This is a genomic window from Streptomyces pimonensis, from assembly GCF_041380215.1.
GTDB lineage: Bacteria > Actinomycetota > Actinomycetes > Streptomycetales > Streptomycetaceae > Streptomyces > Streptomyces pimonensis.
Map to the genome: position 1 here is coordinate 231768 of NZ_JAHWZY010000002.1, position 24523 is coordinate 256290.

22 protein-coding genes and 1 pseudogene are annotated in these 24523 nt (G+C 70.4%); 21 read left to right on the forward strand and 2 right to left on the reverse strand.

The features are described from left to right. Positions 1-107: 107 nt before the first annotated feature. The 10 genes from KYY02_RS03630 (at position 108) to KYY02_RS03675 (ending at position 11731) form a co-directional block, all read left to right on the forward strand. A complete protein-coding gene (locus KYY02_RS03630) occupies positions 108-1400 on the forward strand; it encodes a homoserine dehydrogenase (RefSeq protein WP_371235919.1) in 1293 nt (430 codons plus the stop codon). Positions 1401-1406: 6 nt separating this feature from the next. Beyond that, entirely contained in the window at positions 1407-2504 is a 1098-nt protein-coding gene (thrC, locus tag KYY02_RS03635; protein ID WP_371235921.1) for a threonine synthase, read from the forward strand. Positions 2505-2812: 308 nt separating this feature from the next. After that, positions 2813-3730, forward strand: a complete 918-nt coding sequence (gene thrB / locus KYY02_RS03640; protein WP_371235922.1) for a homoserine kinase — start codon at positions 2813-2815, stop codon at positions 3728-3730. Between the two features lie 402 nt (positions 3731-4132). Further along, positions 4133-6160 (forward strand): transcription termination factor Rho, encoded by a 2028-nt coding sequence (gene rho / locus KYY02_RS03645; protein WP_371235923.1) that lies wholly within the window; start codon positions 4133-4135, stop codon positions 6158-6160. A 437-nt stretch (positions 6161-6597) separates the two neighbouring features. Further along, positions 6598-7671 carry an LCP family protein gene (locus tag KYY02_RS03650; protein WP_371235924.1) on the forward strand — a complete coding sequence of 358 codons (1074 nt, stop codon included), beginning with the start codon at positions 6598-6600 and terminating at the stop codon, positions 7669-7671. Positions 7672-7866: 195 nt separating this feature from the next. Further along, positions 7867-8088 (forward strand): 50S ribosomal protein L31, encoded by a 222-nt coding sequence (gene rpmE, locus KYY02_RS03655; RefSeq protein WP_030042685.1) that lies wholly within the window; start codon positions 7867-7869, stop codon positions 8086-8088. Between the two features lie 327 nt (positions 8089-8415). Beyond that, the gene (gene prfA, locus KYY02_RS03660; RefSeq protein WP_371235925.1) at positions 8416-9483 is read left to right on the forward strand and encodes a peptide chain release factor 1; all 1068 of its coding nucleotides are present in this window, start codon (positions 8416-8418) and stop codon (positions 9481-9483) included. Between the two features lie 27 nt (positions 9484-9510). Further along, a complete protein-coding gene (prmC, locus tag KYY02_RS03665; RefSeq protein ID WP_371235926.1) occupies positions 9511-10356 on the forward strand; it encodes a peptide chain release factor N(5)-glutamine methyltransferase in 846 nt (281 codons plus the stop codon). 53 nt (positions 10357-10409) lie between these two features. Continuing rightward, the gene (locus tag KYY02_RS03670; RefSeq protein WP_371235928.1) at positions 10410-11057 is read left to right on the forward strand and encodes an L-threonylcarbamoyladenylate synthase; all 648 of its coding nucleotides are present in this window, start codon (positions 10410-10412) and stop codon (positions 11055-11057) included. After that, positions 11054-11731, forward strand: a complete 678-nt coding sequence (locus KYY02_RS03675; protein WP_371235929.1) for an arsenate reductase/protein-tyrosine-phosphatase family protein — start codon at positions 11054-11056, stop codon at positions 11729-11731. Before KYY02_RS03670 ends, KYY02_RS03675 begins: the two co-directional genes overlap by 4 nt. A 27-nt stretch (positions 11732-11758) precedes the next feature. Here KYY02_RS03675 and KYY02_RS03680 read toward each other — a convergent pair whose 3' ends face one another. Next, positions 11759-12061, reverse strand: a complete 303-nt coding sequence (locus tag KYY02_RS03680; protein WP_371236014.1) for a transposase — start codon at positions 12059-12061, stop codon at positions 11759-11761. A 225-nt stretch (positions 12062-12286) separates the two neighbouring features. Here KYY02_RS03680 and KYY02_RS03685 point away from each other — a divergent pair, with 225 nt between their 5' ends. Next, the gene (locus KYY02_RS03685; protein ID WP_371235930.1) at positions 12287-12934 is read left to right on the forward strand and encodes a DUF6518 family protein; all 648 of its coding nucleotides are present in this window, start codon (positions 12287-12289) and stop codon (positions 12932-12934) included. A gap of 60 nt (positions 12935-12994) precedes the next feature. Here the strand turns inward: KYY02_RS03685 and KYY02_RS03690 are convergent. Continuing rightward, positions 12995-13824: pseudogene (locus tag KYY02_RS03690) on the reverse strand (IS5 family transposase). 220 nt (positions 13825-14044) lie between these two features. On the opposite strand from KYY02_RS03690, the gene glyA reads away from it, so the two are divergent. From glyA to atpD, 10 genes are all read left to right on the forward strand, one after another. After that, entirely contained in the window at positions 14045-15283 is a 1239-nt protein-coding gene (glyA, locus tag KYY02_RS03695; protein ID WP_371235931.1) for a serine hydroxymethyltransferase, read from the forward strand. 138 nt (positions 15284-15421) lie between these two features. Further along, the gene (locus KYY02_RS03700; protein ID WP_371235932.1) at positions 15422-16753 is read left to right on the forward strand and encodes an MraY family glycosyltransferase; all 1332 of its coding nucleotides are present in this window, start codon (positions 15422-15424) and stop codon (positions 16751-16753) included. A gap of 336 nt (positions 16754-17089) precedes the next feature. Then, positions 17090-17533: a Cg1360 family ATP-synthase-associated protein gene (locus KYY02_RS03705; protein ID WP_371235934.1), complete on the forward strand. Its 444-nt coding sequence runs from the start codon at positions 17090-17092 to the stop codon at positions 17531-17533. A gap of 218 nt (positions 17534-17751) precedes the next feature. Continuing rightward, the gene (gene atpB, locus KYY02_RS03710; protein WP_371235935.1) at positions 17752-18573 is read left to right on the forward strand and encodes a F0F1 ATP synthase subunit A; all 822 of its coding nucleotides are present in this window, start codon (positions 17752-17754) and stop codon (positions 18571-18573) included. Between the two features lie 72 nt (positions 18574-18645). After that, positions 18646-18876, forward strand: a complete 231-nt coding sequence (gene atpE / locus KYY02_RS03715; protein ID WP_106412420.1) for an ATP synthase F0 subunit C — start codon at positions 18646-18648, stop codon at positions 18874-18876. 44 nt (positions 18877-18920) lie between these two features. Beyond that, positions 18921-19466 carry a F0F1 ATP synthase subunit B gene (locus tag KYY02_RS03720; RefSeq protein WP_371235936.1) on the forward strand — a complete coding sequence of 182 codons (546 nt, stop codon included), beginning with the start codon at positions 18921-18923 and terminating at the stop codon, positions 19464-19466. Continuing rightward, a complete protein-coding gene (locus tag KYY02_RS03725) occupies positions 19463-20278 on the forward strand; it encodes a F0F1 ATP synthase subunit delta (protein WP_371235937.1) in 816 nt (271 codons plus the stop codon). The genes KYY02_RS03720 and KYY02_RS03725 overlap by 4 nt, the downstream gene beginning before the upstream one ends. A 127-nt stretch (positions 20279-20405) precedes the next feature. Continuing rightward, positions 20406-21995 (forward strand): F0F1 ATP synthase subunit alpha, encoded by a 1590-nt coding sequence (gene atpA / locus KYY02_RS03730; RefSeq protein ID WP_371235938.1) that lies wholly within the window; start codon positions 20406-20408, stop codon positions 21993-21995. 21 nt (positions 21996-22016) lie between these two features. Beyond that, positions 22017-22958, forward strand: coding sequence for a F0F1 ATP synthase subunit gamma (locus tag KYY02_RS03735; protein ID WP_371235939.1), 942 nt, complete (start codon positions 22017-22019; stop codon positions 22956-22958). Next, positions 22958-24394, forward strand: a complete 1437-nt coding sequence (gene atpD / locus KYY02_RS03740; protein WP_371235940.1) for a F0F1 ATP synthase subunit beta — start codon at positions 22958-22960, stop codon at positions 24392-24394. The genes KYY02_RS03735 and atpD overlap by 1 nt, the downstream gene beginning before the upstream one ends. Positions 24395-24523 lie beyond the last annotated feature (129 nt).

A 24523-nucleotide genomic window follows, 5' to 3' on the forward strand; every position in this document is an offset into this window, starting at 1 on the left:
GGTCATGAAAATGAAATAGACGTCTCACGATCCGGACCAGGGAAAGAAACCCCCGTCCGGTGAGTGAGACTGGTGCAACCGAGACGGTAATCAGGAATCGAGGTCGGATGATGCGTACGCGTCCGCTGAAGGTGGCGCTGCTGGGCTGTGGAGTGGTCGGCTCAGAGGTGGCGCGCATCATGACGACGCACGCCGACGACCTCGCCGCCCGCATCGGGGCTCCGGTGGAGCTGGCGGGCGTGGCCGTGCGGCGGCCGGACAGGGTGCGCGAGGGGATCGACCCCGCCCTGGTCACCACCGACGCCACCGCGCTCGTCAAACGGGGCGACCTCGACATCGTCGTGGAGGTCATCGGCGGGATCGAGCCCGCCCGTACGCTCATCACCACCGCCTTCGAGCACGGCGCGTCCGTCGTCTCCGCGAACAAGGCGCTGCTCGCCCAGGACGGCGCCGCGCTGCACGCCGCCGCCGAGGAGCACGGCAAGGACCTCTACTACGAGGCCGCCGTCGCCGGCGCCATCCCGCTGATCCGCCCGCTGCGCGAGTCGCTCGCCGGGGACAAGGTCAACCGGGTGCTCGGCATCGTCAACGGGACGACCAACTTCATCCTCGACAAGATGGACACCACCGGCGCCGGCTACCAGGAGGCCCTCGACGAGGCCACCGCGCTCGGGTACGCCGAGGCCGACCCCACCGCCGACGTGGAGGGCTTCGACGCCGCCGCCAAGGCCGCCATCCTGGCCGGGATCGCCTTCCACACCCGGGTGCGCCTCGACGACGTCCACCGCGAGGGCATGACCGAGGTCACCGCCGCCGACTTCGCCTCCGCGAAGGAGATGGGCTGCACCATCAAGCTGCTCGCCATCTGCGAGCGGGCCGGGGACGGTGCGTCGGTCACCGCGCGGGTGCATCCGGCGATGATCCCGCTCGGCCACCCGCTCGCCTCCGTGCGCGGCGCCTACAACGCCGTGTTCGTCGAGTCGGACGCCTCCGGGCAGCTGATGTTCTACGGGCCGGGCGCGGGCGGTGCGCCGACCGCCTCCGCCGTGCTCGGTGACCTGGTCGCCGTGGGGCGCAACCGGGTCGGCGGGACAACCGGGCCGGGGGAGTCGGCGTACGCCGCGCTGCCCGTCTCGTCGATGGGCGAGGTCGTCACGCGCTACCACATCAGCCTCGACGTGGCCGACAAGCCGGGTGTCCTGGCCCAGGTCGCGACCGTGTTCGCCGAGCACGGCGTCTCGATCGACACGGTCCGCCAGCAGGGCAAGGACGGTGAGGCCTCCCTCGTCGTCGTCACCCACCGTGCGTCCGACGCGGCCCTCGGAGGGACCGTCGAGACGTTGCGCAAGCTCGACACCGTGCGCGGTGTCGCCAGCATCATGCGGGTTGAAGGAGAGTAACCAGCAATGACCCACCAGTGGCGCGGAATCATCGAGGAGTACCGGGACCGGCTGCCGGTATCCGACACCACGCCGGTCGTGACGCTCCGTGAGGGCGGCACGCCGCTCGTGCCCGCGCAGGTGCTCTCCGAGCGCACGGGCTGCGAGGTGCACCTCAAGGTCGAGGGCGCGAACCCGACCGGGTCCTTCAAGGACCGCGGGATGACCATGGCCATCTCCAAGGCCAAGGAGGAGGGCGCACAGGCCGTCATCTGCGCCTCCACCGGCAACACCTCCGCCTCCGCCGCCGCGTACGGCGTGCGCGCGGGCATGGTCTCCGCCGTGCTCGTGCCCCAGGGCAAGATCGCGCTCGGCAAGATGGGCCAGGCGCTGGTCCACGGCGCGAAGATCCTCCAGGTCGACGGAAACTTCGACGACTGCCTCACGCTGGCCCGCGCGCTGAGCGACAACTACCCCGTGGCGCTGGTCAATTCGGTCAACCCGGTGCGTATCGAGGGGCAGAAGACCGCCGCCTTCGAGATCGTGGACATGCTGGGCGACGCGCCCGACATCCACGTCCTGCCGGTGGGCAACGCGGGCAACATCACCGCGTACTGGAAGGGTTACAAGGAGTACGCCGCCGACGGGGTCAGCACGAGGGCGCCGCGCATGTGGGGCTTCCAGGCCTCCGGCAGCGCGCCGATCGTGCGCGGCGAGGTCGTCAAGGAGCCGTCGACCATCGCCACCGCCATCCGCATCGGCAACCCCGCCTCCTGGGACTTCGCGCTCGCCGCGCGGGACGAGTCGGGCGGCGCCATCGACGAGGTGACGGACCGTGAGATCCTGCGCGCCTACCGGCTGTTGGCCTCGCAGGAGGGCGTCTTCGTCGAGCCCGCGTCCGCCGCTTCGGTGGCCGGTCTGCTGAAGGCCGCCGAGCAGGGCAAGGTCGACCCGGGGCAGAAGATCGTGTGCACCGTCACCGGCAACGGTCTGAAGGACCCGGACTGGGCCGTCGCCGGCGCCCCACAGCCGGTCACCGTCCCGGTGGACGCCGCGACCGCCGCCGAGCGGCTCGGCCTCGTCCAGGGCGAGCGGCCCGGGGCACGGTCCGCGGAACGGGCGTAGGAACGCGCCCGCCCGGGAAAGTTCTTCACAGGGGGTGCACAGGGGGCTCGCGACACGCATCGTGCGCCTCCTGTGCGCCCTATGTCGCCACTGAACCTTCCTTCGATAGGCTGTACTGAATCCGCCCACCGCATATGCCGCGGTGCCGCGGTGCCTCCGTGGTCCCGGAAGCGGCCCGGAGGGTCCGGAGAGCGGTCGGCCACCCCGGTCGACGGCGATCCCAGAGGGTTTCGTACGCCCTCGCATGTCCATCGGATGTCGTCGAATTCCGTTCGACAGTCACGCAGCTCAAGGAGAGTCTTCGAGCGATGGCCGGTCCCGCGTTCCGCGCCGCCGCCGTCCGGGTGCGCGTCCCCGCCACCAGCGCCAACCTCGGCCCGGGCTTCGACGCCCTCGGCCTCGCGCTGGGTCTCTACGACGACGTGGTCGTCCGGGTGGCCGACTCCGGGCTGCACATCGACATCGCCGGTGAGGGCAGCGAGACCCTCCCGCGCGACGAGAGCCATCTGCTCGTGCGCTCCCTGCGCACCGCCTTCGACCTGCTCGGCGGACAGCCGCGCGGCCTGGAGATCGTCTGTGCCAACCGCATCCCGCACGGCCGCGGCCTGGGCTCCTCCTCCGCCGCCATCTGCGCCGGGATCGTCGCCGCCCGCGCCGTGACCATAGGCGCCGAGGCCAGGCTCGACGACACCGCGCTCCTCGAACTCGCCACCGAGATCGAGGGCCACCCGGACAACGTCGCGGCCTGCCTGCTGGGCGGTTTCACCCTGTCCTGGATGGAGGGCGGCGCGGCCCGGGCGATCAGGATGGAGCCCGCCGATTCCATCGTTCCGGTGGTTTTCGTGCCCGGGAAGCCGGTCCTCACCGAGACCGCGCGCGGGCTGCTCCCGCGCACCGTGCCGCACGTCGACGCCGCCGCCAACGCGGGCCGTGCGGCCCTGCTCGTCGAGGCCCTGACCAGGCGCCCCGAGCTGCTGCTGCCCGCCACCGAGGACCGACTGCACCAGGAGTACCGCGCCCCGGCCATGCCGGAGAGCGCCGCCCTGGTGGAGCGGCTGCGCGGGGACGGCATCCCCGCGGTGATCTCCGGCGCCGGTCCCACGGTCATGGCGCTGGCGGACGCGGGCACGGCCGACAAGGTCGAAGCACTGGCCGGCACCGGCTGGGCCGCCAATCGGCTCGGTCTCGACGTGCAGGGCGCGAGCGTGCTTCCGCTCGCCACCTGACACACGGTCGCCGGATTTCGAGAGGGGGAATGTTTGTTGGATCCGGTAGTGTTAATCTCAAGTCTGCACCCGACCCCACCATGGCGAGGTGCCTCGTGTCCCCGTCCGGGACAGACATTCTTCCGGGAGCCCCCCAAGCCGCACTGTGTTCTCTGCTACGTACGCGGGCAGTACGTCGTACGCGGACGCTGAACGGCCCGCGGGGCGGGCTTCGGAACCGGTGCGACCACGCCACGTGACACTGGGTGCCACGGCTCGGGGGAGCACCATCACCAGATATTTCTTCCGCCGTTCAGGCGGACAACCGCCCCGGCACGGTTCACACAGCAAGGACCGATGCCGGACAGCACAACCGGTCGCCGAGCCAGACAGGCCGACGTCCGCTCCAGGGAAGGACCCTTCGTGAGCGACACCACCGATCTGATGGGCGCACGTGTCGAGGAGACCGCTGCCGCGCCCGCCACGGACGCCTCCGCGCCTGCCAGCGGTGCCGGCTCCCGGCGGCGCCGCGGTACCGGCCTCGAGGGCATGGTGCTGGCCGAGTTGCAGCAGGTCGCGTCCGGCCTCGGGATCAGGGGCACCGCGCGCATGCGCAAGAGCCAGCTGATCGAGGTCATCAAGGAGGCGCAGGCCGCCGGAGGCGCCGCCCCGGCCAAGGCCGAGGCCGCCGCCGAGACCAAGCCCAAGCGCCGCGCCACCTCCCGGACCCGTACGGGGGAGGCCGCCGAGAAGAAGGCCGCCGCCGAGGCCGAGCAGGCCCCCGCCGAAAAGGCCGCGGCCCAGCAGCAGATCGACATCCCGGGCCAGCCCTCCCCGAAGGCCCCGGCCGAGCCGGCCGAGGAGGCCGCCCCCGCCGAGCGCCGCCGCCGTCGCGCCACCGCCGAGGCGGGCGCCCCGGTCGCCGCCGCGACCGAGACGGTCACCGCCGAGGCGAAGGCCGAGCCCCGGGCCGAGACCCCGGCCCAGCAGCAGTCGCAGCAGCAGGGCGACGCCAGGGCCGACCACGACGGCGGCGAGGGCCGCCGCCGCGACCGCCGTGAGCGCGGCCGCGACCGTGACCGCGGCGAGCGTGGTGAGCGCGGCGACCGCGGTGACCGTCGCGGCAAGGGCGACGACCAGCAGCAGGGCCAGGGCCGTCAGCAGAACCAGCAGGGCGGCGGCCGACAGGACCGTCAGCACGACGACGACGACCTCGAGGGCGGCCGTCGCGGCCGTCGCGGGCGCTACCGCGACCGCCGTGGCCGTCGTGGCCGCGACGAGATGACCTCCGAGCCGCAGCTCACCGACGACGACGTCCTGATCCCGGTCGCCGGCATCCTCGACATCCTCGACAACTACGCGTTCATCCGGACCTCCGGCTACCTGCCCGGTCCGAACGACGTGTACGTCTCCCTCGCCCAGGTCCGCAAGAACGGCCTGCGCAAGGGCGACCACGTCACCGGCGCCGTGCGCCAGCCCAAGGAGGGCGAGCGCCGCGAGAAGTTCAACGCGCTGGTCCGCCTCGACTCCGTCAACGGCATGGCGCCCGAACACGGCCGCGGCCGCCCGGAGTTCAACAAGCTCACCCCGCTCTACCCGCAGGACCGCCTCCGCCTGGAGACGGACCCGGGCGTGCTGACCACCCGGATCATCGACCTCGTGTCGCCGATCGGCAAGGGCCAGCGCGGTCTGATCGTGGCCCCGCCGAAGACCGGCAAGACCATGATCATGCAGGCGGTCGCCAACGCGATCACCCACAACAACCCCGAGTGCCACCTGATGGTCGTCCTCGTCGACGAGCGTCCGGAAGAGGTCACCGACATGCAGCGGTCGGTCAAGGGCGAGGTCATCTCCTCGACCTTCGACCGCCCGGCCGAGGACCACACCACGGTCGCCGAGCTCGCCATCGAGCGCGCCAAGCGCCTGGTGGAGCTGGGCCACGACGTCGTCGTGCTGCTCGACTCGATCACGCGTCTGGGCCGTGCGTACAACCTCGCCGCCCCGGCCTCCGGCCGCATCCTGTCCGGTGGTGTCGACTCGACCGCCCTGTACCCGCCGAAGCGCTTCTTCGGTGCGGCCCGCAACATCGAGGACGGCGGCTCGCTGACCATCCTCGCCACCGCCCTGGTGGACACCGGGTCCCGCATGGACGAGGTGATCTTCGAGGAGTTCAAGGGCACCGGCAACATGGAGCTCAAGCTCGACCGGAAGCTCGCCGACAAGCGCATCTTCCCCGCGGTGGACGTCGACGCGTCCGGTACCCGTAAGGAAGAGATCCTGCTCGGCAACGAGGAACTGGCCGTCGTCTGGAAGCTGCGCCGGGTGCTGCACGCGCTCGACCAGCAGCAGGCGATCGAGCTGCTCCTCGACAAGATGAAGCAGACCAAGTCGAACGTCGAGTTCCTGATGCAGATCCAGAAGACGACGCCGACGCCGGGCAACGGCGACTGACGTCGGGCCTTCCGCCGAAAGGGCCGCTCCCGCCGGGGAGCGGCCCTTTCGCGTGCGGTGGGAGATGCGGTGAGGGCTCCGCGGCCACGGCGAGGTCCGTCGGGACCGAGGCGGGGACGTACGCCCCCTCCGGCCGGCCCGCGGGCCGGCCGGGTGTCGCGCCGGTCCCGTGCGGAACTCCGCGCCCCCGGAGGCGCACCGGCCCGGCACGGCCCGCCGTGCGACCCCGTCCCGCGTTTTCCCGTTCACTCCGATGGCGGGACGATGGGTGTTGTACGGCTGTGAAGGCCGGGTCCGGTACCGGGCGCAGGCCAGGTCCGGTACCGGGTGCGGTGCCAGGTCCGGCACCGGGTGCGGAGGCAGGTCCGCTCCCGGGTGCAGGGCCGGGTCCGGTGCCGGGTGCGGGAACGACCGACCGAGGACGAGTCGAGGAGCACATGTCCGCCGAGAGCACACCGGGTCGCCGGGACAGGCGGCGCCGGGGCCTGAAGGCCGCGGCCTGGACCGCCGCCGGCATCGTCGCCCTCGGCGGCGCCGGCGCCGGATACCTGTACGTCAGGCTCGACGGCAACATCGAGAGCCTCGACATCGACCGGGCCCTCGGCGCCGACCGGCCCGAGAAGGCCGGCAACGGCTCCGAGAACATACTCGTCCTCGGCTCCGACACCCGCTCCGGCGACAACGGGAAGCTCGGCGGCGGCGCCGACGGGGGTGGCGCCCGCTCGGACACCGCGATGATCGTGCACGTCCACGGGGGCCGCGAGAAGGCGAGCGTGGTCTCCCTCCCGCGCGACACCGTCGTCGACCGCCCCGAGTGCACCGACGCCGACGGCGGCACCCATCCCGCGGCGAGCGGCGTGATGTTCAACTCCGCCTACGCCACGGGCGGGGCGGCCTGCGCGGTGAGGACCGTCGAGTCGATCACCGGCCTGCGCCTCGACCACTACCTGGAGGTCGACTTCACCGGCTTCCAGAAGCTCGTCGACGAACTCGGCGGCGTCGAGGTCACCACCGGCAGGGACATCGACGACCCCGACAGCCGTCTGGAACTCGAGGCCGGCACCCACCGGCTCGACGGCGAGCAGGCCCTCGGCCTGGTGCGCACCCGGCACGGCGTCGGCGACGGCTCCGACCTCGGCCGCATCCGGCTCCAGCAGGCCTTCGTCAAGGCCCTGGTACGGCAGATCGGGGAGGTCGGCGTCCTCACCCACCCCAAGAAGCTGTACGACCTCGCCGACACCGCCACCCGGGCCGTCACCACCGACTCCGGCCTGGGCTCGGTGAACTCCCTGATGTCCTTCGCCGGCGGCCTGAAGGACATCACCCCCGCCGACCTGCACATGATCACCCTGCCGGTCCGGTACGACCCGGCGGACGGCAACCGGGTCCTGGTGCGGGAGGCCGAGGCCGAACAGGTCTGGGACGCCCTGAGGAACGACGTCCCCGTCCCCGTGAGCGCCACCGGGAACACGGCCGGGGGCGAGGCGGAGGACGTCGTGGACCCCGGCTAGGGGCGCGCGGGGCCGTACCGGTGTGCGGCTCCGCCGCCCGGGCCGGGGGCCTCCGCGGGCCTTCGGGGAATACCCGGCCCCCGCCCCCGGTTTTGGGTGATGACCCCAGTGCTGGCAAACTGGTGAGTCGGCCCCGGTTCACGCTCCCGCAGCCCGCGGATGCGACCCGGCGCCCTCCCGAACCTAGGAGACACCTTGAAGCGCGACATCCACCCCGAGTACGTCGAGACGCAGGTCAGCTGCACCTGCGGCGCGTCGTTCACCACCCGCAGCACGATCGACAGCGGCACCATCCGCGCCGAGGTCTGCTCCGAGTGCCACCCGTTCTACACGGGCAAGCAGAAGATCCTCGACACCGGTGGCCGTGTGGCCCGCTTCGAGGCCCGCTTCGGCAAGGCCGCCGGCTCCAAGAAGTAGCGAGCCCTCTAGGGCCTGTCCGGCGGATCCTGTCGGGGACGCGGGGCCTGGCACGCACCTCTGCGGCGTTGTCGTCAGTCGCCGGCTCCCCCACGCTCGGCTGTGCTCACGCAGGAGGGATTCCATCGCGTCGACTCCCTCCTCCGCCTCGCAGCTGCACGCACCAGGCCCGCCCACCGGCACGGAGAGGTACGGCGGATCACCTCCGACCTGATCCGCCGGGCAGGCCCTAGCGCCGGTCCACGGCCGCGTCCCCCGCCCGGGGACGGGCCGGGACCGGCGTTTTTGGTCGCCCGCCCTTCACCCACGTACCAGCAGGAGCCCAAGATGTTCGAGGCCGTCGAGGAACTCGTCGCCGAGCACGCCGACCTGGAGAAGAAGCTCGCCGACCCGTCGGTCCACGCCGACCAGGCCAACGCGCGCAAGCTGAACAAGCGCTACGCCGAGCTCACCCCGATCGTCGCCACGTACCGCTCCTGGAAGCAGACGGGCGACGACGTCGAGACCGCGCGCGAACTGGCCGCCGACGACCCCGACTTCGCCGCCGAGGTCAAGGACCTGGAGCGACAGCGCGAGGAGCTCACCGAGAAGCTCCGGCTGCTGCTGGTCCCGCGCGACCCCAGCGACGACAAGGACGTCATCCTCGAGATCAAGGCGGGCGCGGGCGGCGACGAGTCCGCCCTGTTCGCCGGCGACCTGCTGCGCATGTACCTGCGCTACGCCGAGCGCGTCGGCTGGAAGACCGAGATCATCGACGCCACCGAGTCCGAGCTGGGCGGCTACAAGGACGTCCAGGTGGCCGTGAAGGCCCGCGGGCAGACCGAGCCCGGCCAGGGCGTGTGGGCCCGGCTGAAGTACGAGGGCGGCGTGCACCGCGTGCAGCGGGTGCCGGCCACCGAGTCGCAGGGCCGCATCCACACCTCCGCGGCGGGTGTCCTGGTGACCCCCGAGGCGGAGGAGGTCGACGTCGAGATCAACCCGAACGACCTGCGCATCGACGTCTACCGCTCCTCGGGACCCGGCGGCCAGTCCGTCAACACCACCGACTCCGCGGTGCGCATCACGCACATCCCGACCGGGGTCGTCGCCTCCTGCCAGAACGAGAAGAGCCAGCTGCAGAACAAGGAGCAGGCACTGCGTATCCTGCGCTCCAGGCTCCTCGCGGCGGCGCAGGAGGAGGCGGAGCGGGAGGCCGCCGACGCCCGCCGCAGCCAGGTCCGCACCGTCGACCGCTCCGAGAAGATCCGTACGTACAACTTCCCGGAGAACCGCATCTCGGACCACCGCGTCGGCTTCAAGGCGTACAACCTGGACCAGGTCCTGGACGGCGACCTCGCCGCGGTGATCCAGGCCTGCGTCGACGCGGACTCGGCCGCCAAGCTCGCCGCCGCGTAAATCCCGTAGACAGCCCGGAGGACCGTCGTGAACCTGCTGCTCGCCGAGGTGGCCCAGGCCACCCAGCGGCTCGCCGACGCCGGCGTGCCCTCGCCGCGCACCGACGCGGAGGAGCTCGCCGCGTTCGTGCACGGGGTCAAGCGCGGTGAGCTGCACAGGGTGAAGGACTCCGACTTCGACGCCCGGTACTGGGAGGTCATCGCGCGCCGCGAGGCGCGCGAGCCGCTCCAGCACATCACCGGGCGCGCGTACTTCCGCTATCTGGAGCTCCAGGTCGGGCCGGGGGTGTTCGTGCCGCGCCCCGAGACCGAGTCGGTGGTCGGCTGGGCGATAGACGCCGTCCGCGCCATGGACGTCGTCGAGCCGTGCATCGTCGACCTGTGCACCGGTTCGGGCGCCATCGCGCTGGCCCTGGCCCAGGAGGTGCCGCGCTCGCGCGTGTACGCCGTGGAGCTGTCCGAGGACGCCCTCCGGTGGACCCGCAGGAACACGGAGGGGTCAAGGGTCGAGCTGCGCCAGGGGGACGCCCTGACGGCCTTCCCGGACCTCGACGGCCAGGTCGACCTGGTCGTCTCCAATCCGCCGTACATCCCGCTCACCGAGTGGGAGTACGTCGCGCCGGAGGCCCGCGACTACGATCCCGACCTGGCCCTGTTCTCCGGAGAGGACGGGCTCGACCTGATCCGCGGCCTGGAGCGCACCGCGCACCGGCTGCTGCGGCCCGGCGGGGTGGTCGTCGTCGAGCACGCCGACACCCAGGGCGGACAGGTGCCGTGGATCTTCGCCGAGGACCGCGGCTGGACCGACGCGGCCGACCACCCCGACCTGAACAACCGCCCCCGGTTCGCCACCGCCCGCAAGGCGCTGCCGTGACCGTCCCGCACACCCCATCCCCCCAGCAGCACCCGTACGAGGAGGCCCGCTAAATGGCTCGGCGATACGACACCAACGACGCGACCGACCGCACGACCGGTCTGCGCGAGGCCGCGTCCGCCGTCCGCCGGGGCGAGCTCGTGGTGCTGCCGACGGACACCGTGTACGGGATCGGCGCCGACGCGTTCACCTCGGAGGCCGTCGCCGACCTGCTGGAGGCCAAGGGCCGGGGCCGCAACATGCCCACACCCGTCCTCATCGGCTCCCCGAACACCCTGCACGGCCTGGTCACGGACTTCTCCGAGATGGCCTGGGAACTGGTCGACGCGTTCTGGCCGGGCGCGCTGACGCTGGTCGCCAAGCACCAGCCGTCGCTCCAGTGGGACCTCGGGGACACCCGCGGCACGGTCGCCGTGCGGATGCCGCTGCACCCGGTCGCCATCGAGCTGCTCACCGAGGTCGGGCCCATGGCCGTCTCGTCCGCCAATCTCACCGGTCACCCGGCGCCGGAGAACTGCGACGCCGCGCAGGAGATGCTCGGCGACTCCGTCTCCGTGTACCTGGACGGCGGTCCGACGCCCGGCAACGTGCCCTCCTCGATCGTCGACGTCACCCGCCCCGTGCCGGTGCTGCTGCGCGAGGGGGCGCTCTCGCCGGAGGAACTGCGCAAGGTGGTACCCGACCTCGAGGTGGCGAATTGACGGCCCCCGAGTCGGGGCGTGGCATAGGCAACGGGGAATCCAGCGCGGAGATCACGACGACCTTCGGGTTTCCGCGCGACACCTTCCGCATCCTCCACGTCAGTACCGGAAACGTGTGCCGCTCGCCCATCACCGAACGGCTGACCCGGCATTTCGTGAGCCAGCGGCTGGGGATCCTGGGGGGCGGGCTGATCGTGGAGAGCGCGGGCACCTGGGGGCACGAGGGCGCGCCCATGGAGGCCCACGCGGAGACCGTGCTGGCGGACTTCGGGGCGGACGCGTCGGGGTTCGTGGGGCGCGAGCTGCTGGACGAGCACGTGATCCGGGCGGATCTGGTGCTGACGGCCACGCGGGACCACCGGGCGCAGGTCATTTCGATGGGGCACTCGGCGGGGCTGCGGACGTTCACGCTCAAGGAGTTCACACGGCTGGTCGACGCCATCGACCCGGCGACCCTGCCGCCCCTGGACGAAGGGCTGGTCATGCGCGCCCGGGCGTTGGTGCGGGCTGCCGCGGCTCTCCGCGGGTGGCTTCTGGCACCGACGGCCGAGGCGGACGAGGTGTACGACCCGTACGGGGCGCCGCTGACGTTCTTCCGGTCCATCGGGGACGAGATATTCGAGGCGCTGGATCCGGTGGTGACGGCGTTGACCGGGGTGCCTGCCCGGGCCTAGGGCCTGTCGTCAAATGTCACGCCCGCATCAGGAGTGAGGCGAGGGTGACGGCCGCTTCGTCGGAACGCTCGGGGATTGTGTGCGGTATGCCCGACGGCGGAGCCAGGCGCGGATCGCCTTTGAGTGGTAGCCCTTGCCGCTCAGGATGTGATCAGGCCGGGTGAGGGGCCGTCCCGGTCCGGTCCGGGGCACCCGGACCCTTTCCATCACGGTGGTGAACCGGGTGCAGTCGTTGGAGTTGCCGCCCGTGACGACGAAAGCGAGAGGGCCTTGCCGGGGGCGGAGTCGAGATCCACCGGCCCGCGGTCTCACTCTCCTTCTGGGCCGCACCTCCGCCAATGCCTCGCTCCTCGCCTATCGTCGCCTGCTGTGCAAGCCCGTCGTCCCTGAAATCCTCGGCCTCGTCGCCAGCTGGCTGGTTGCGCCCCCGCCTGACCGGATCTCGGTGAGTGGTGTCAATCGCCCGAGCGATGACCTACGTCCAGCTGTAAACCGCCGTCCAGCTGTAAACCGCGTCTATAAACCAGGTGTATATACCCTGTGTATAGTCGGGGCATGGCTGCTACCGATTCGACCGTTTCACCCCGCCTGCGCTTGAAGAGCGCCCCGGGCGCGGCTGTTCTATGCCTCGGCGCAGGGCTTGTCGGGGGCATCCTGACGAACCTGGCGCAGGGCTGGCTGCCCGGGGCGTGGAACAACCTGGCGAACTCCGGTGCGGTGTGGACGATGTTCGCGTTTGCCGCGGGCGCCTCCCTCGCACACCGCACCGACGGCCATCGCCTTCCGGCGGCAGCCGGAGCCCTGGCGGAGATCGGCCTCGTCGTCGGCTACTACGGGTACGCCGAGTTCGGGCGGGACGGAATGGGCTCGCTCACATTTCCACTGCTCTGGCTCGCGATGGCGTGCGTCGCGGGACCGCTGTTCGGCGTCGCGGGCGCGTGGTCGAGACGCGGTACTCGGCCCTGGCTGCGCTACATGGCGCTCGGCGCACTCGGCGGCCTTTTCGGCAGCGAAGGCCTCCACTACTGGCTCGGCCTGGGGTACCTACCGCAGGCGGTGGTCTGCGGTGCTCTCGCCTGCGGTCTTCCGCTGCTGTTGGGGCGGACCTGGAAGGAACGCGGTCTGAGCCTCGCTGCGGCGATCCCCGCGTCCTTCGTCACCTATCAGATCCTCTATGGCCTCCTGGACGCGGTGTCCGGCTGAGTGGGCCCGCCGGGTAGGGGCACGGCTGTCAGCGACGGCCACTAGGCTTGTCATGCAATATCAGGCCCACGTCAGGAGTGAGGCGAGGGTGACGGCCGCTTCGTAGGACTGGGCGGTCTTGTCGTAGCGGGTGGCGATGCCGCGCCACTGCTTTAGGCGGTTGAAGCACCGTTCCACGACGTTGCGGTGCTTGTAGGCCTCACGGTCGAAGGTCGGCAGGCGGCCACCGTGGCGACCTCGCCGGGCCCGGTTGCTGACCTGGTCAGCCCGCTCGGGAATCGTGTGTGGGATGCCCCGGCGGCGGAGCCAGGCGCGGATTGCCCTTGAGCTGTAGCCCTTGTCGCCCAGGACGTGATCGGGCCGGGTGCGGGGCCGTCCCGGTCCGATCCGGGGCACCCGGACCCTTTCCATCACGGTGGTGAACCGGGTGCAGTCGTTGGTGTTGCCGCCCGTGACGACGAAAGCGAGAGGCCGGCCCCGACCGTCACACGCCAGGTGAATCTTGCTGGTCAGACCACCTCTGGACCGGCCGAGGGCCGGGTCGCGGAGCCCCCTTTTCGGGCCCCCGCCGCATGCTGGTGGGCCCGGACGATCGTGGAATCGACCGACACCAGCCACTCGATGTCGCCCGCCGCATCCGCCTTCGCCTGCGCGGCCCGCAGCATCCGGTCGAACGTCCCGTCCGCCACCCACCTGCGAAAACGCGTATGCAGCGTGGCCCACGAACCGTAGCGGTCGGGCACATCCCGCCAGGCCGTCCCGGTCCGGAACTTCCACACGATCCCGTTCGGAACCCTGCGGTCATCCAGCCGCTTCCGCCCCCGCAACGACACGGGCAGCAGCGGCCGGACGAACTCCCACTCAGCATCCGACAGTTCATGACGACGTATCACGACACCATGATCCACCACCTATAACATTTGACGACACGGCCTAGGCGCCGCTGCCGGGGCGGGTCACCGGGCCTCCGGCGTGGTGCCGCTGTGCCCCCGTCCTCCCCATCGCCCCAGGGCGTGGGAGGCGCCCACCGCCCTGCGGAACGATCGCCCACGGCGACGAGGGGCGCGGCAACGGGGGCGTTTTCGGGGTGTACGGCCTACATTGGGCCTTATGACGGTCGGGCACGTCCTCGAGGGCGATGTGGTGCGGCGGCAGGATCCCGAGCTGGCCGATGTGCTGCTCGCGGAACGGGAGCGGCAGTCGGGCACGCTCCAGCTGGTCGCCGCCGAGAACTTCATGTCGCCGGCCGTGCTGGCCGCCCTCGGCTCACCGCTGGCCAACAAGTACGCCGAGGGGTACCCCGGCAGCCGGCACCACGGCGGCTGCGAGGTCGTCGACGTCGCCGAGCGCCTCGCCGTGGAGCGGGCCACGGCGCTGTTCGGCGCCGAGCACGCCAACGTGCAGGCGCACTCCGGCTCGTCCGCCGTGCTCGCCGCGTACGCCGTCCTGCTGCGCCCCGGCGACACCGTGCTCGCCCTCGGCCTGCCGCACGGCGGTCATCTCACCCACGGTTCGCCCGTCAACTTCTCCGGCCGCTGGTTCGACTTCGTCGGCTACGGCGTGGACGCGGAGAGCGGGCTCATCGACCACGACCAGGTCCGCGCCCTGGCCCGCAGCCACCGCCCCAAGGCGATCGTCTGCGGCTCCATCGCCTATCCGCGCCACCTCGACTACGCCTTCTTCCGTGAGGTCGCCGACGAGGTCGGCGCCCACCTCATCGCGGACGCCGCCCACCCCATCGGCCTGGTCGCCGGGGGAGCGGCGCCCAGTCCGGTGCCGTACGCGGACATCGTGTGCGCGACGACGCACAAGGTGCTGCGGGGGCCGCGCGGCGGGATGATCCTGTGCGGCGGCGAACTGGCCGAGCGGGTCGACCGCGCCGTCTTCCCCTTCACCCAGGGCGGCGCCCAGATGAACGCCGTCGCGGCCAAGGCCGTCGCGTTCGGGGAGGCGGCGACACCGGCGTTCGCCGCGTACGCGCGCCAGGTGGTCGCCAACGCGCGGACGCTGGCCGCGGCGCTGGCCGCCGAGGGGCTGGTCGTCACCACCGGCGGCACGGACACCCACCTGATCGTCGCCGACCCGGCGCCGCTCGGCGTCGACGGACGCACCGCGCGCGGCCGGCTCGCGGCGGCCGGAATCGTCCTGGACTGCTGCGCGCTCCCGCACGACGACGACCGGGGGCTGCGCCTGGGCACGGCGGCGGTGACCACACAGGGCATGGGGGCCAGGGAGATGACGTTCGTCGCGGGGCTGCTGGCGAGCGTCCTGCGGGGCGGCACCGAGCCCGCGAGGGCCCGGAGGGACGTGCGGGAACTGGCGGCGGCGTTCCCGCCGTACCCCCGCTGAACGGGTCGGTTCCGGGGGAGGCGGCGCGGTCGTGCGGTCGCGCGTGCAACCATCGTCGCCACCCGGAAGTCCTCACCCGTATGTGCGCCTCGCTAGGGTGTGGGGCTGTGATGGCCAGCGAGACCTGTGGGGAAGCCCGTGCGTGAATACCTGCTGACGCTCTGCATCACGGCCGCGGTGACGTACCTGCTGACAGGGCCGGTGCGGAAGTTCGCGATCGTGGCCGGGGCGATGCCGGAGATCCGGGCACGTGACGTGCACCGGGAACCCACTCCGCGACTCGGCGGTATCGCCATGTTCTTCGGTTTGTGCGCGGGTCTGCTGACCGCCGACCACCTCACCAACCTGGGCCAGCTCTTCGAGAGGTCCAACGAACCGCGGGCGCTGCTCTCCGGGGCTGCGCTGATCTGGCTGATCGGTGTGCTGGACGACAAGTTCGAGATCGACGCGCTGATCAAGCTCGGCGGCCAGATGATCGCCGCCGGTGTGATGGTCATGCAGGGCCTGACGATCCTGTGGCTGCCGGTCCCGGGCGTCGGCACGGTCGCGCTGACCCAGTGGCAGGGCACCCTGCTCACGGTGGCACTGGTCGTCATCACCATCAACGCGGTCAACTTCGTGGACGGCCTCGACGGCCTCGCCGCCGGCATGGTGTGCATCGCGTCGGCCGCGTTCTTCATGTACGCCTACCGCATCTGGTACTCGTACGGCATCGAGGCCGCCGCCCCCGCGACGCTGTTCGCGGCCATCCTGATGGGTATGTGCCTGGGCTTCCTGCCGCACAACATGCACCCCGCGCGGATCTTCATGGGCGATTCGGGTTCGATGCTGATCGGTCTGGTCCTGGCGGCGGGCGCGATCTCCATCACGGGGCAGGTGGACCCGGACAGCCTGTTCGGCGGGTCCGAGCGCAGCACGGTGCACCAGATGGTGCCGGTCTACATCCCGCTGGTGATGCCGCTGACGATCATCGCGATCCCGGCCGCAGACCTGATCCTGGCGATCGTGCGGCGCACCTGGCGGGGCCAGTCGCCGTTCGCGGCGGACCGGGGGCACCTGCACCACCGACTGCTGGAGATCGGCCACTCGCACAGCCGGGCGGTGCTGATCATGTACTTCTGGTCGGCGCTGATCGGCTTCGGCGCGCTGGCCTACTCCGTGCACTCGGCGTCGATGTGGATCGTGCTGGGCGTCGTGGTCCTCTCCACGCTCGGTCTGGTCCTGCTCCTGCTGCCCCGCTTCAGGCCGCGCGCCCCGCGCTGGGCGGAGGCCGTCGTGCCGCCGCGGTACCGGCGCCGGCGGACCTCGGCGTCCGCTTCCGGCGCGGACGCCTCCGGGACCGCCCAGGAGGCTCCCGGCGGGGCTCCCGGCGAGGACCGCACCCCGGTGGCCGCGGGCGCCTCCGGCGTCAACGGGGCGACCGCCGTCGGATCCCGCGCCCGCCCGGTCGACCGGTCGCGGCCAAGGTAAGAATCCGACTAGAGCATTGCCAAGTCGTGGGGACCCGATGGGGCGTCGTTGGGGTGACGAAACGCCCCAATACCAGACAAGAAGCCCCCAGGCGCGCTCAGCTGCGGGATTTCACTCTCATGCGTGATGGGTGGCACACCAGGTAGGTAAAGACTGCATCAAATAGTTTGTGATACCGTTCACGAGTCCCGCCGGGCGGAGCCGACGGACCGTGGTGCGACGGTCCGCAGGCACCCGAAAACCACACGCCGCCCGGGGGTTACGCTCGTCCATGACGACACCCTTTGCACCCCCCTTTTCTTGTTGTGCCCCCTTGCGAAAAGCGGAGTTGCCGCCATGCCGTCCAACGACGTCCGGATCCTGATCCAGGCTGCCGTGCCCACCGCTGCCGTCGGTGCGGTCGCAGTCGCGATCGGTGCTGCCGTCGAAGGCGGCAAGGGCGCGATCGGAGCGGTGCTCGGAGCCGTGCTCGTGCTCCTCCTCATGGGGGTCGGGCTGTACGTGCTCCAGAGGACCGCCAAGCAGCTGCCCCATCTGTTCCAGGCGATGGGGCTGATGATGTACATGACGCAGCTCCTGCTGATCTTCGTCTTCATCGCGCTCTTCAAGGACACGACGCTGTTCCACCCGAAGGTGTTCGCGCTGAGCCTGCTCGCATGCACCCTGACCTGGGTCGCAGCGCAGACGCGCGCCACCATGACGGCCAAGACCCTCTACGTGGAGCCCGATTCCTCGACGGACGAGAGCAGGAAGACCGGGAGCGCTCGTCGTGAGCCGTAGGGCCGGGATAAAGGCGTACGGAAGACCCTGCTATCGTCCGGTGCCAACTGCGGCATCGCGGGCGCGGGCATCCGAGCTGACGCCTGTCACATCGCGAGGCGAGATGCCCCACAGCCGCCCCCACATCCGTAACACCAGTTCCGTGCCGATCCGCGGCCCCGTTCCGCGCCGACACCACGAGGTTGCCGAATCCATGCGCCACGCCGAAGGAGCCCGCGGTGAGTGCTGACCCGACGCAGGTGCTCGCCTTCGAGACCGACTGCCACATCTTCGACGGCTGTGGCTTCCCGTCTCCCGGGCTGCACTCGTTCCTCTACAAGCCCCTCTGGGGCGACGGCGACAGCAACCTGTACTTCAACAAGCCCATGCTGCTGGCGCTGCTCGGCTCGATCGTCATCGTCGGCTTCTTCTGGGCGGCCTTCCGCCGGCCCCAGGTCGTCCCCGGCAAGCTCCAGATGGTCGCCGAGGCGGGCTACGACTTCGTCCGCCGGGGTGTCGTCTACGAGACGATGGGCAAGCGCGAGGGCGAGAAGTACGTCCCGTTCGTCGTCGCCCTGTTCTTCTTCGTGTGGATGATGAACCTCTGGTCGATCATCCCGCTCGCCCAGTTCCCGGTGACGTCGATCATCGCGTACCCGGCGGCGCTCGCACTGATCGTGTACCTGGTGTGGGTCTCCCTGACCTTCAGGAGGCACGGCTTCGTCGGCGCCCTGAAGAACTTCACCGGCTACGACAAGTCGCTCGGTGCGGCCCTGCCGGTCGTCATGCTGATCGAGGCCTTCTCGAACCTGCTCGTGCGGCCCTTCACCCACGCCGTGCGACTCTTCGCGAACATGTTCGCGGGCCACATCCTGCTGGTGCTCTTCACCATCGCCAGCTGGTACCTGCTGAACGGCATCGGAATCGCCTACGCCGGTGTCTCGTTCGTGATGGTCCTCGTGATGACCGCCTTCGAGCTGTTCATCCAGGCCCTGCAGGCGTACGTCTTCGTCCTGCTGACCGTGACCTACATCCAGGGCGCGCTCGCCGAGCACCACTGAGCGTCCCGTCCCCGCCCCCAGTCGTCCGGTGGCCCACCCCCACCGGAACCGTGAAGAAAAGGAAGAACTGGCATGTCCCAGACCCTCGCCGCCGTCACCGGCTCGATCGCTTCCATCGGCTACGGCATCGCCGCCTTCGGCCCCGGCATCGGCGTCGGCATCATCTTCGGTAAGGGCACCGAAGCCATCGCCCGCCAGCCCGAGGCCGCCGGCCTGATCCGCGCCAACCAGATCCTCGGCTTCGCCTTCTGTGAGGCGCTCGCCCTGATCGGCCTGGTCATGCCGTTCGTCTACGGCCTGTAATCACCTGATCCACGACCGGGTCACCAGACGAAAGGCACTCTGATATGAGCCCACTGCTTCATATCGCGGCCGAGGAGGCGCAGAACCCCCTCGTCCCGCCGATTCCCGAGCTCGTCATCGGCCTGCTCGCCTTCGTCATCGTCTTCGGTTTCCTCGCCAAGAAGCTCCTCCCGAACATCAACAAGGTTCTGGAGCAGCGCCGCGAGGCGATCGAGGGCGGGATCGAGAAGGCCGAGGCGGCTCAGACCGAGGCCCAGAGCGTGCTGGAGCAGTACAAGGCTCAGCTCGCCGAGGCCCGTCACGAGGCCGCGCGCCTGCGCCAGGAGGCACAGGAGCAGGGCGCCGCGCTCATCGCCGAGATGCGCGCGGAAGGCCAGCGGCAGCGTGAGGAGATCATCGCCGCCGGTCACACCCAGGTCGAGGCGGACCGCAAGGCCGCCGCGTCCGCGCTGCGCCAGGACGTCGGCAAGCTCGCCACCGACCTGGCCGGCAAGCTCGTCGGCGAGTCCCTCGAGGACCACGCCCGGCAGAGCCGCGTGATCGACCGCTTCCTCGACGAGCTCGAGGAGAAGGCCGAGGCCGCGCGATGAACGGAGCGAGCCGCGAGGCCCTGGCAGCCGCACGCGAGCGTCTCGACGCGCTGACGGACTCCACGTCCGTGGACGCGGCGCAGCTCGCCGACGAGCTGGCCGCCGTCACCGCGCTGCTCGACCGCGAGGTCAGCTTGCGCCGGGTCCTCACCGACCCGGCGCAGGCCGCCGACGCCAAGGCCGAACTGGCCGGGCGCATCTTCGGCGGCCAGGTCGGCGGCCCGACCGCCGACCTGGTGGCCGGGACGGTGCGCTCCCGCTGGTCGCAGTCGCGCGACCTGGTGGACGCGCTGGAGGAGCTGGCCGCCACGGCCGACCTCACGGCGGCCCAGCGGGCCGGCACTCTTGACGAGGTCGAGGACGAGCTGTTCCGGTTCGGCCGGATCGTGTCGTCCGACACGGAACTGCGGGCCGCGCTGACCAGTCGCGCCGCGAGCGGGACGGCCAAGGGCGAGCTGCTGCGGCAGCTGCTCGGCGGCCGTGCCAGGGCCACCACCGAGCGTCTGGTGACGCGCCTGGTCAACGCGCCGCGGGGACGTAGTCTGGAGACGGGACTCGAGTCCCTGTCCAAGCTCGCCGCCGAGCGTCGCGACCGCACGGTCGCCGTCGTCACCTCGGCGGTCCCGCTGAGCGACATCCAGAAGCGCCGCCTCGGCGCCGCACTGGCCAAGCTCTACGGCCGCGAGATGCACCTGAACCTCGACGTGGACCCCGAGGTCCTCGGCGGGATCCGGGTGCGGGTCGGCGACGAGATCATCAACGGCTCGCTCGCGGATCGGCTCGAGGACGTCGCCCGCCGCATGGCGGGCTAGCAGCAACTCCATACGTATTTACGACGGCCCGCGTTGGGCCGTGCAGAGGATTCACCTCGTATCGGGGGGAGTCCCCATACCCCCCCAAGTGAAACTTCGGGCCCAACAAGGAGAGCAGGGAACTCAGATGGCGGAGCTCACGATCCGGCCGGAGGAGATCCGGGACGCACTGGAGAACTTCGTCCAGTCGTACAAGCCGGACGCGGCCTCGCGCGAGGAGGTCGGTACGGTCACCCTTGCCGGCGACGGCATCGCGAAGGTCGAGGGCCTGCCCTCGGCCATGGCCAACGAGCTGCTGAAGTTCGAGGACGGCACCCTCGGTCTCGCCCTCAACCTCGAGGAGCGCGAGATCGGTGCCATCGTCCTCGGTGAGTTCAGCGGCATCGAGGAGGGCCAGCCGGTCACCCGCACCGGCGAGGTCCTGTCCGTCGCGGTCGGCGAGGGCTACCTCGGCCGTGTGGTCGACCCGCTCGGCAACCCGATCGACGGCCTCGGCGAGATCGAGACCGAGGGCCGTCGCGCCCTCGAACTGCAGGCCCCCACGGTCATGCAGCGCAAGTCGGTGCACGAGCCGATGGAGACGGGCTACAAGGCCGTCGACGCCATGACCCCGATCGGCCGTGGTCAGCGCCAGCTGGTCATCGGCGACCGCCAGACCGGCAAGACCGCCCTGGCCGTCGACACGATCATCAACCAGCGCGACAACTGGCGCTCGGGCGACCCGAAGAAGCAGGTCCGCTGCATCTACGTCGCCATCGGCCAGAAGGGCTCCACCATCGCGTCGGTCCGCCGCGCGCTGGAGGAGAACGGCGCGCTGGAGTACACGACCATCGTCGCCGCCCCGGCGTCCGACCCGGCCGGCTTCAAGTACCTGGCGCCGTACACCGGTTCGGCCATCGGCCAGCAGTGGATGTACGAGGGCAAGCACGTTCTGATCATCTTCGACGACCTGTCGAAGCAGGCCGACGCCTACCGCGCCGTGTCCCTGCTGCTGCGCCGCCCGCCGGGCCGTGAGGCCTACCCGGGTGACGTCTTCTACCTGCACTCCCGTCTGCTGGAGCGCTGCGCCAAGCTCTCCGACGACATGGGCGCGGGCTCGATGACCGGTCTGCCGATCGTCGAGACCAAGGCCAACGACGTGTCGGCGTTCATCCCGACCAACGTCATCTCCATCACCGACGGCCAGTGCTTCCTGGAGTCGGACCTGTTCAACGCCGGTCAGCGCCCCGCGCTGAACGTCGGTATCTCCGTCTCCCGAGTCGGCGGTTCCGCGCAGCACAAGGCGATGAGGCAGGTCTCCGGCCGTCTGCGCGTGGACCTCGCCCAGTTCCGCGAGCTGGAGGCGTTCGCCGCCTTCGGTTCCGACCTGGACGCCGCCTCCAAGGCGCAGCTGGAGCGCGGTCAGCGCATGGTCGAGCTGCTGAAGCAGGACCAGTACCAGCCGATGTCCACCGAGGACCAGGTCGTCTCCGTCTGGGCCGGCACCACCGGCAGGATGGACGACGTGCCGGTCGCCGACATCCGCCGCTTCGAGAGGGAGCTGCTCGAGTACCTGCACCGCAGCGAGCAGGGCCTCATGACCTCCATCCGCGAGGGCGGCAAGATGTCCGACGACACCCTGCAGGCCATGGCCGAGGCGATCGCGACCTTCAAGAAGCAGTTCGAGACGAGCGACGGCAAGCTGCTCGGCGAGGACGCCCCGTCCACCGCCAAGTGACGTAAGGAAGGGACCTGACTCATGGGAGCCCAGCTCCGGGTCTACAAGCGTCGCATCCGATCCGTCACCGCGACCAAGAAGATCACCAAGGCGATGGAGATGATCGCCGCCTCGCGCGTCGTCAAGGCGCAGCGCAAGGTGGCGGCCTCCACGCCGTACGCGCGGGAACTCACCCGCGCGGTCACGGCGGTCGGAACCGGGTCGAACACCAAGCACCCGCTCACCACGGAGGCGGAGAACCCGACCCGTGCCGCGGTCCTGCTCATCACCAGCGACCGCGGTCTGGCAGGCGCCTTCAACTCCAACGCCATCAAGGCGGCGGAGCAGCTGACCGAGCGCCTGGAGCGCGAGGGCAAGCAGGTCGAGACGTACATCGTCGGCCGGCGCGGTGTCGCCCACTACAACTTCCGCGAGCGCAAGATCGCGGAGTCGTTCACGGGCTTCACCGACGAGCCCTCGTACGCGGACGCCAAGAAGGTCGCGGCCCCGCTGATCGAGGCGCTCCAGACGGAGACGGCGGACGGCGGCGTGGACGAGCTCCACATCGTCTACACCGAGTTCGTGTCGATGATGACGCAGACGGCGGTCGGCTCCCGGATGCTCCCGCTGCGCCTCGAAGAGGCCGCGCAGGCGGGGACGTCAGCGGCTGACGCCGCGGGGTCCGCCAAGGACGCGCCCCTGCCGCTGTACGACTTCGAACCCTCGGCGGAGGACGTCCTCGACGCCCTGCTGCCGCGGTACGTCGAGAGCCGGATCTACAACGCGCTGCTCCAGTCGGCCGCTTCGAAGCACGCCGCCACACGGCGCGCGATGAAGTCGGCCACCGACAACGCGGGCGAGCTGATCAACACGCTCTCCCGTCTTGCCAACGCGGCTCGCCAGGCCGAAATCACCCAGGAAATCAGCGAGATCGTCGGTGGCGCCAGTGCCCTGGCCGACGCGAACGCGGGGAGTGACAACTAATGACCACCACTGTTGAGACCGCGACGGCCACGGGCCGCGTCGCCCGGGTCATCGGCCCGGTCGTCGACGTGGAGTTCCCCGTCGACGCGATGCCGGAGATCTACAACGCGCTGCACGTCCAGGTCGCCGACCCGGCCAAGGAGGGCGAGCTCAAGAAGCTGACCCTCGAGGTCGCCCAGCACCTGGGTGACGGCCTGGTCCGCACCATCTCCATGCAGCCCACCGACGGCCTGGTCCGCCAGGCCCCGGTGACCGACACCGGCTCCGCCATCTCGGTGCCGGTCGGCGACTTCACCACCGGCAAGGTGTTCAACACCCTCGGTGAGGTGCTGAACAGCGACGAGGAGTACACGGGCGAGCGCTGGCCGATCCACCGCAAGGCGCCCAACTTCGACGAGCTCGAGTCGAAGACCGAGATGTTCGAGACCGGCGTCAAGGTCATCGACCTCCTCACCCCGTACGTCAAGGGTGGAAAGATCGGTCTGTTCGGCGGCGCCGGCGTCGGCAAGACGGTGCTCATCCAGGAGATGATCTACCGCGTCGCCAACAACCACGACGGTGTGTCGGTGTTCGCCGGTGTCGGCGAGCGCACCCGTGAGGGCAACGACCTCATCGACGAGATGAGCGAGTCGGGCGTCATCGACAAGACCGCCCTGGTCTTCGGCCAGATGGACGAGCCCCCGGGCACCCGTCTGCGCGTGGCCCTCGCCGGTCTGACCATGGCGGAGTACTTCCGCGATGTGCAGAAGCAGGACGTGCTGTTCTTCATCGACAACATCTTCCGCTTCACCCAGGCCGGCTCCGAGGTGTCGACCCTGCTCGGCCGCATGCCCTCCGCGGTGGGTTACCAGCCGAACCTGGCCGACGAGATGGGTCTCCTCCAGGAGCGCATCACCTCGACCCGTGGTCACTCGATCACCTCGATGCAGGCGATCTACGTCCCCGCGGACGACCTGACCGACCCGGCCCCGGCCACCACCTTCGCCCACCTCGACGCGACGACGGTCCTCTCCCGTCCGATCTCGGAGAAGGGCATCTACCCGGCCGTGGACCCGCTGGACTCGACGTCCCGGATCCTGGACCCGCGCTACATCGCGCAGGACCACTACAACGCGGCCATGCGTGTGAAGAACATCCTGCAGAAGTACAAGGACCTGCAGGACATCATCGCGATCCTCGGTATCGACGAGCTCGGCGAGGAGGACAAGCTCGTCGTCCACCGTGCCCGTCGCGTGGAGCGCTTCCTGTCCCAGAACACCCACGTCGCCAAGCAGTTCACCGGCGTGGACGGTTCGGACGTGCCGCTGGACGAGTCGATCGCCGCGTTCAACGCGATCTGCGACGGTGAGTACGACCACTTCCCGGAGCAGGCGTTCTTCATGTGCGGTGGCATCGAGGACCTGAAGAAGAACGCGAAGGAGCTGGGCGTCTCCTGAGCATCAGGCTCACCGTGAACCCCTGAGGCTCACACCTGAGGGGGCGGGTGCGTCCCGCCCCCTCAGCCACGCCCCTTAGACTTGTAACCAACACCCGGCACAACCGCCGGGTGGTGACCCGAGGAGCCA

Excerpts from the sequence above, each read along its gene's own strand:
- KYY02_RS03630 (WP_371235919.1), top strand. The coding sequence starts at position 108 with ATGATGCGTACGCGTCCGCTGAAGGTGGCGCTGCTGGGCTGTGGAGTG.
- thrC (WP_371235921.1), top strand. The coding sequence starts at position 1,407 with ATGACCCACCAGTGGCGCGGAATCATCGAGGAGTACCGGGACCGGCTG.
- thrB (WP_371235922.1), top strand. The coding sequence starts at position 2,813 with ATGGCCGGTCCCGCGTTCCGCGCCGCCGCCGTCCGGGTGCGCGTCCCC.
- KYY02_RS03650 (WP_371235924.1), top strand. The coding sequence starts at position 6,598 with ATGTCCGCCGAGAGCACACCGGGTCGCCGGGACAGGCGGCGCCGGGGC.
- prfA (WP_371235925.1), top strand. The coding sequence starts at position 8,416 with ATGTTCGAGGCCGTCGAGGAACTCGTCGCCGAGCACGCCGACCTGGAG.
- KYY02_RS03670 (WP_371235928.1), top strand. The coding sequence starts at position 10,410 with ATGGCTCGGCGATACGACACCAACGACGCGACCGACCGCACGACCGGT.
- KYY02_RS03685 (WP_371235930.1), top strand. The coding sequence starts at position 12,287 with ATGGCTGCTACCGATTCGACCGTTTCACCCCGCCTGCGCTTGAAGAGC.
- glyA (WP_371235931.1), top strand. The coding sequence starts at position 14,045 with ATGACGGTCGGGCACGTCCTCGAGGGCGATGTGGTGCGGCGGCAGGAT.
- KYY02_RS03705 (WP_371235934.1), top strand. The coding sequence starts at position 17,090 with ATGCCGTCCAACGACGTCCGGATCCTGATCCAGGCTGCCGTGCCCACC.
- atpE (WP_106412420.1), top strand. The coding sequence starts at position 18,646 with ATGTCCCAGACCCTCGCCGCCGTCACCGGCTCGATCGCTTCCATCGGC.
- KYY02_RS03720 (WP_371235936.1), top strand. The coding sequence starts at position 18,921 with ATGAGCCCACTGCTTCATATCGCGGCCGAGGAGGCGCAGAACCCCCTC.
- KYY02_RS03725 (WP_371235937.1), top strand. The coding sequence starts at position 19,463 with ATGAACGGAGCGAGCCGCGAGGCCCTGGCAGCCGCACGCGAGCGTCTC.
- atpA (WP_371235938.1), top strand. The coding sequence starts at position 20,406 with ATGGCGGAGCTCACGATCCGGCCGGAGGAGATCCGGGACGCACTGGAG.
- KYY02_RS03735 (WP_371235939.1), top strand. The coding sequence starts at position 22,017 with ATGGGAGCCCAGCTCCGGGTCTACAAGCGTCGCATCCGATCCGTCACC.
- atpD (WP_371235940.1), top strand. The coding sequence starts at position 22,958 with ATGACCACCACTGTTGAGACCGCGACGGCCACGGGCCGCGTCGCCCGG.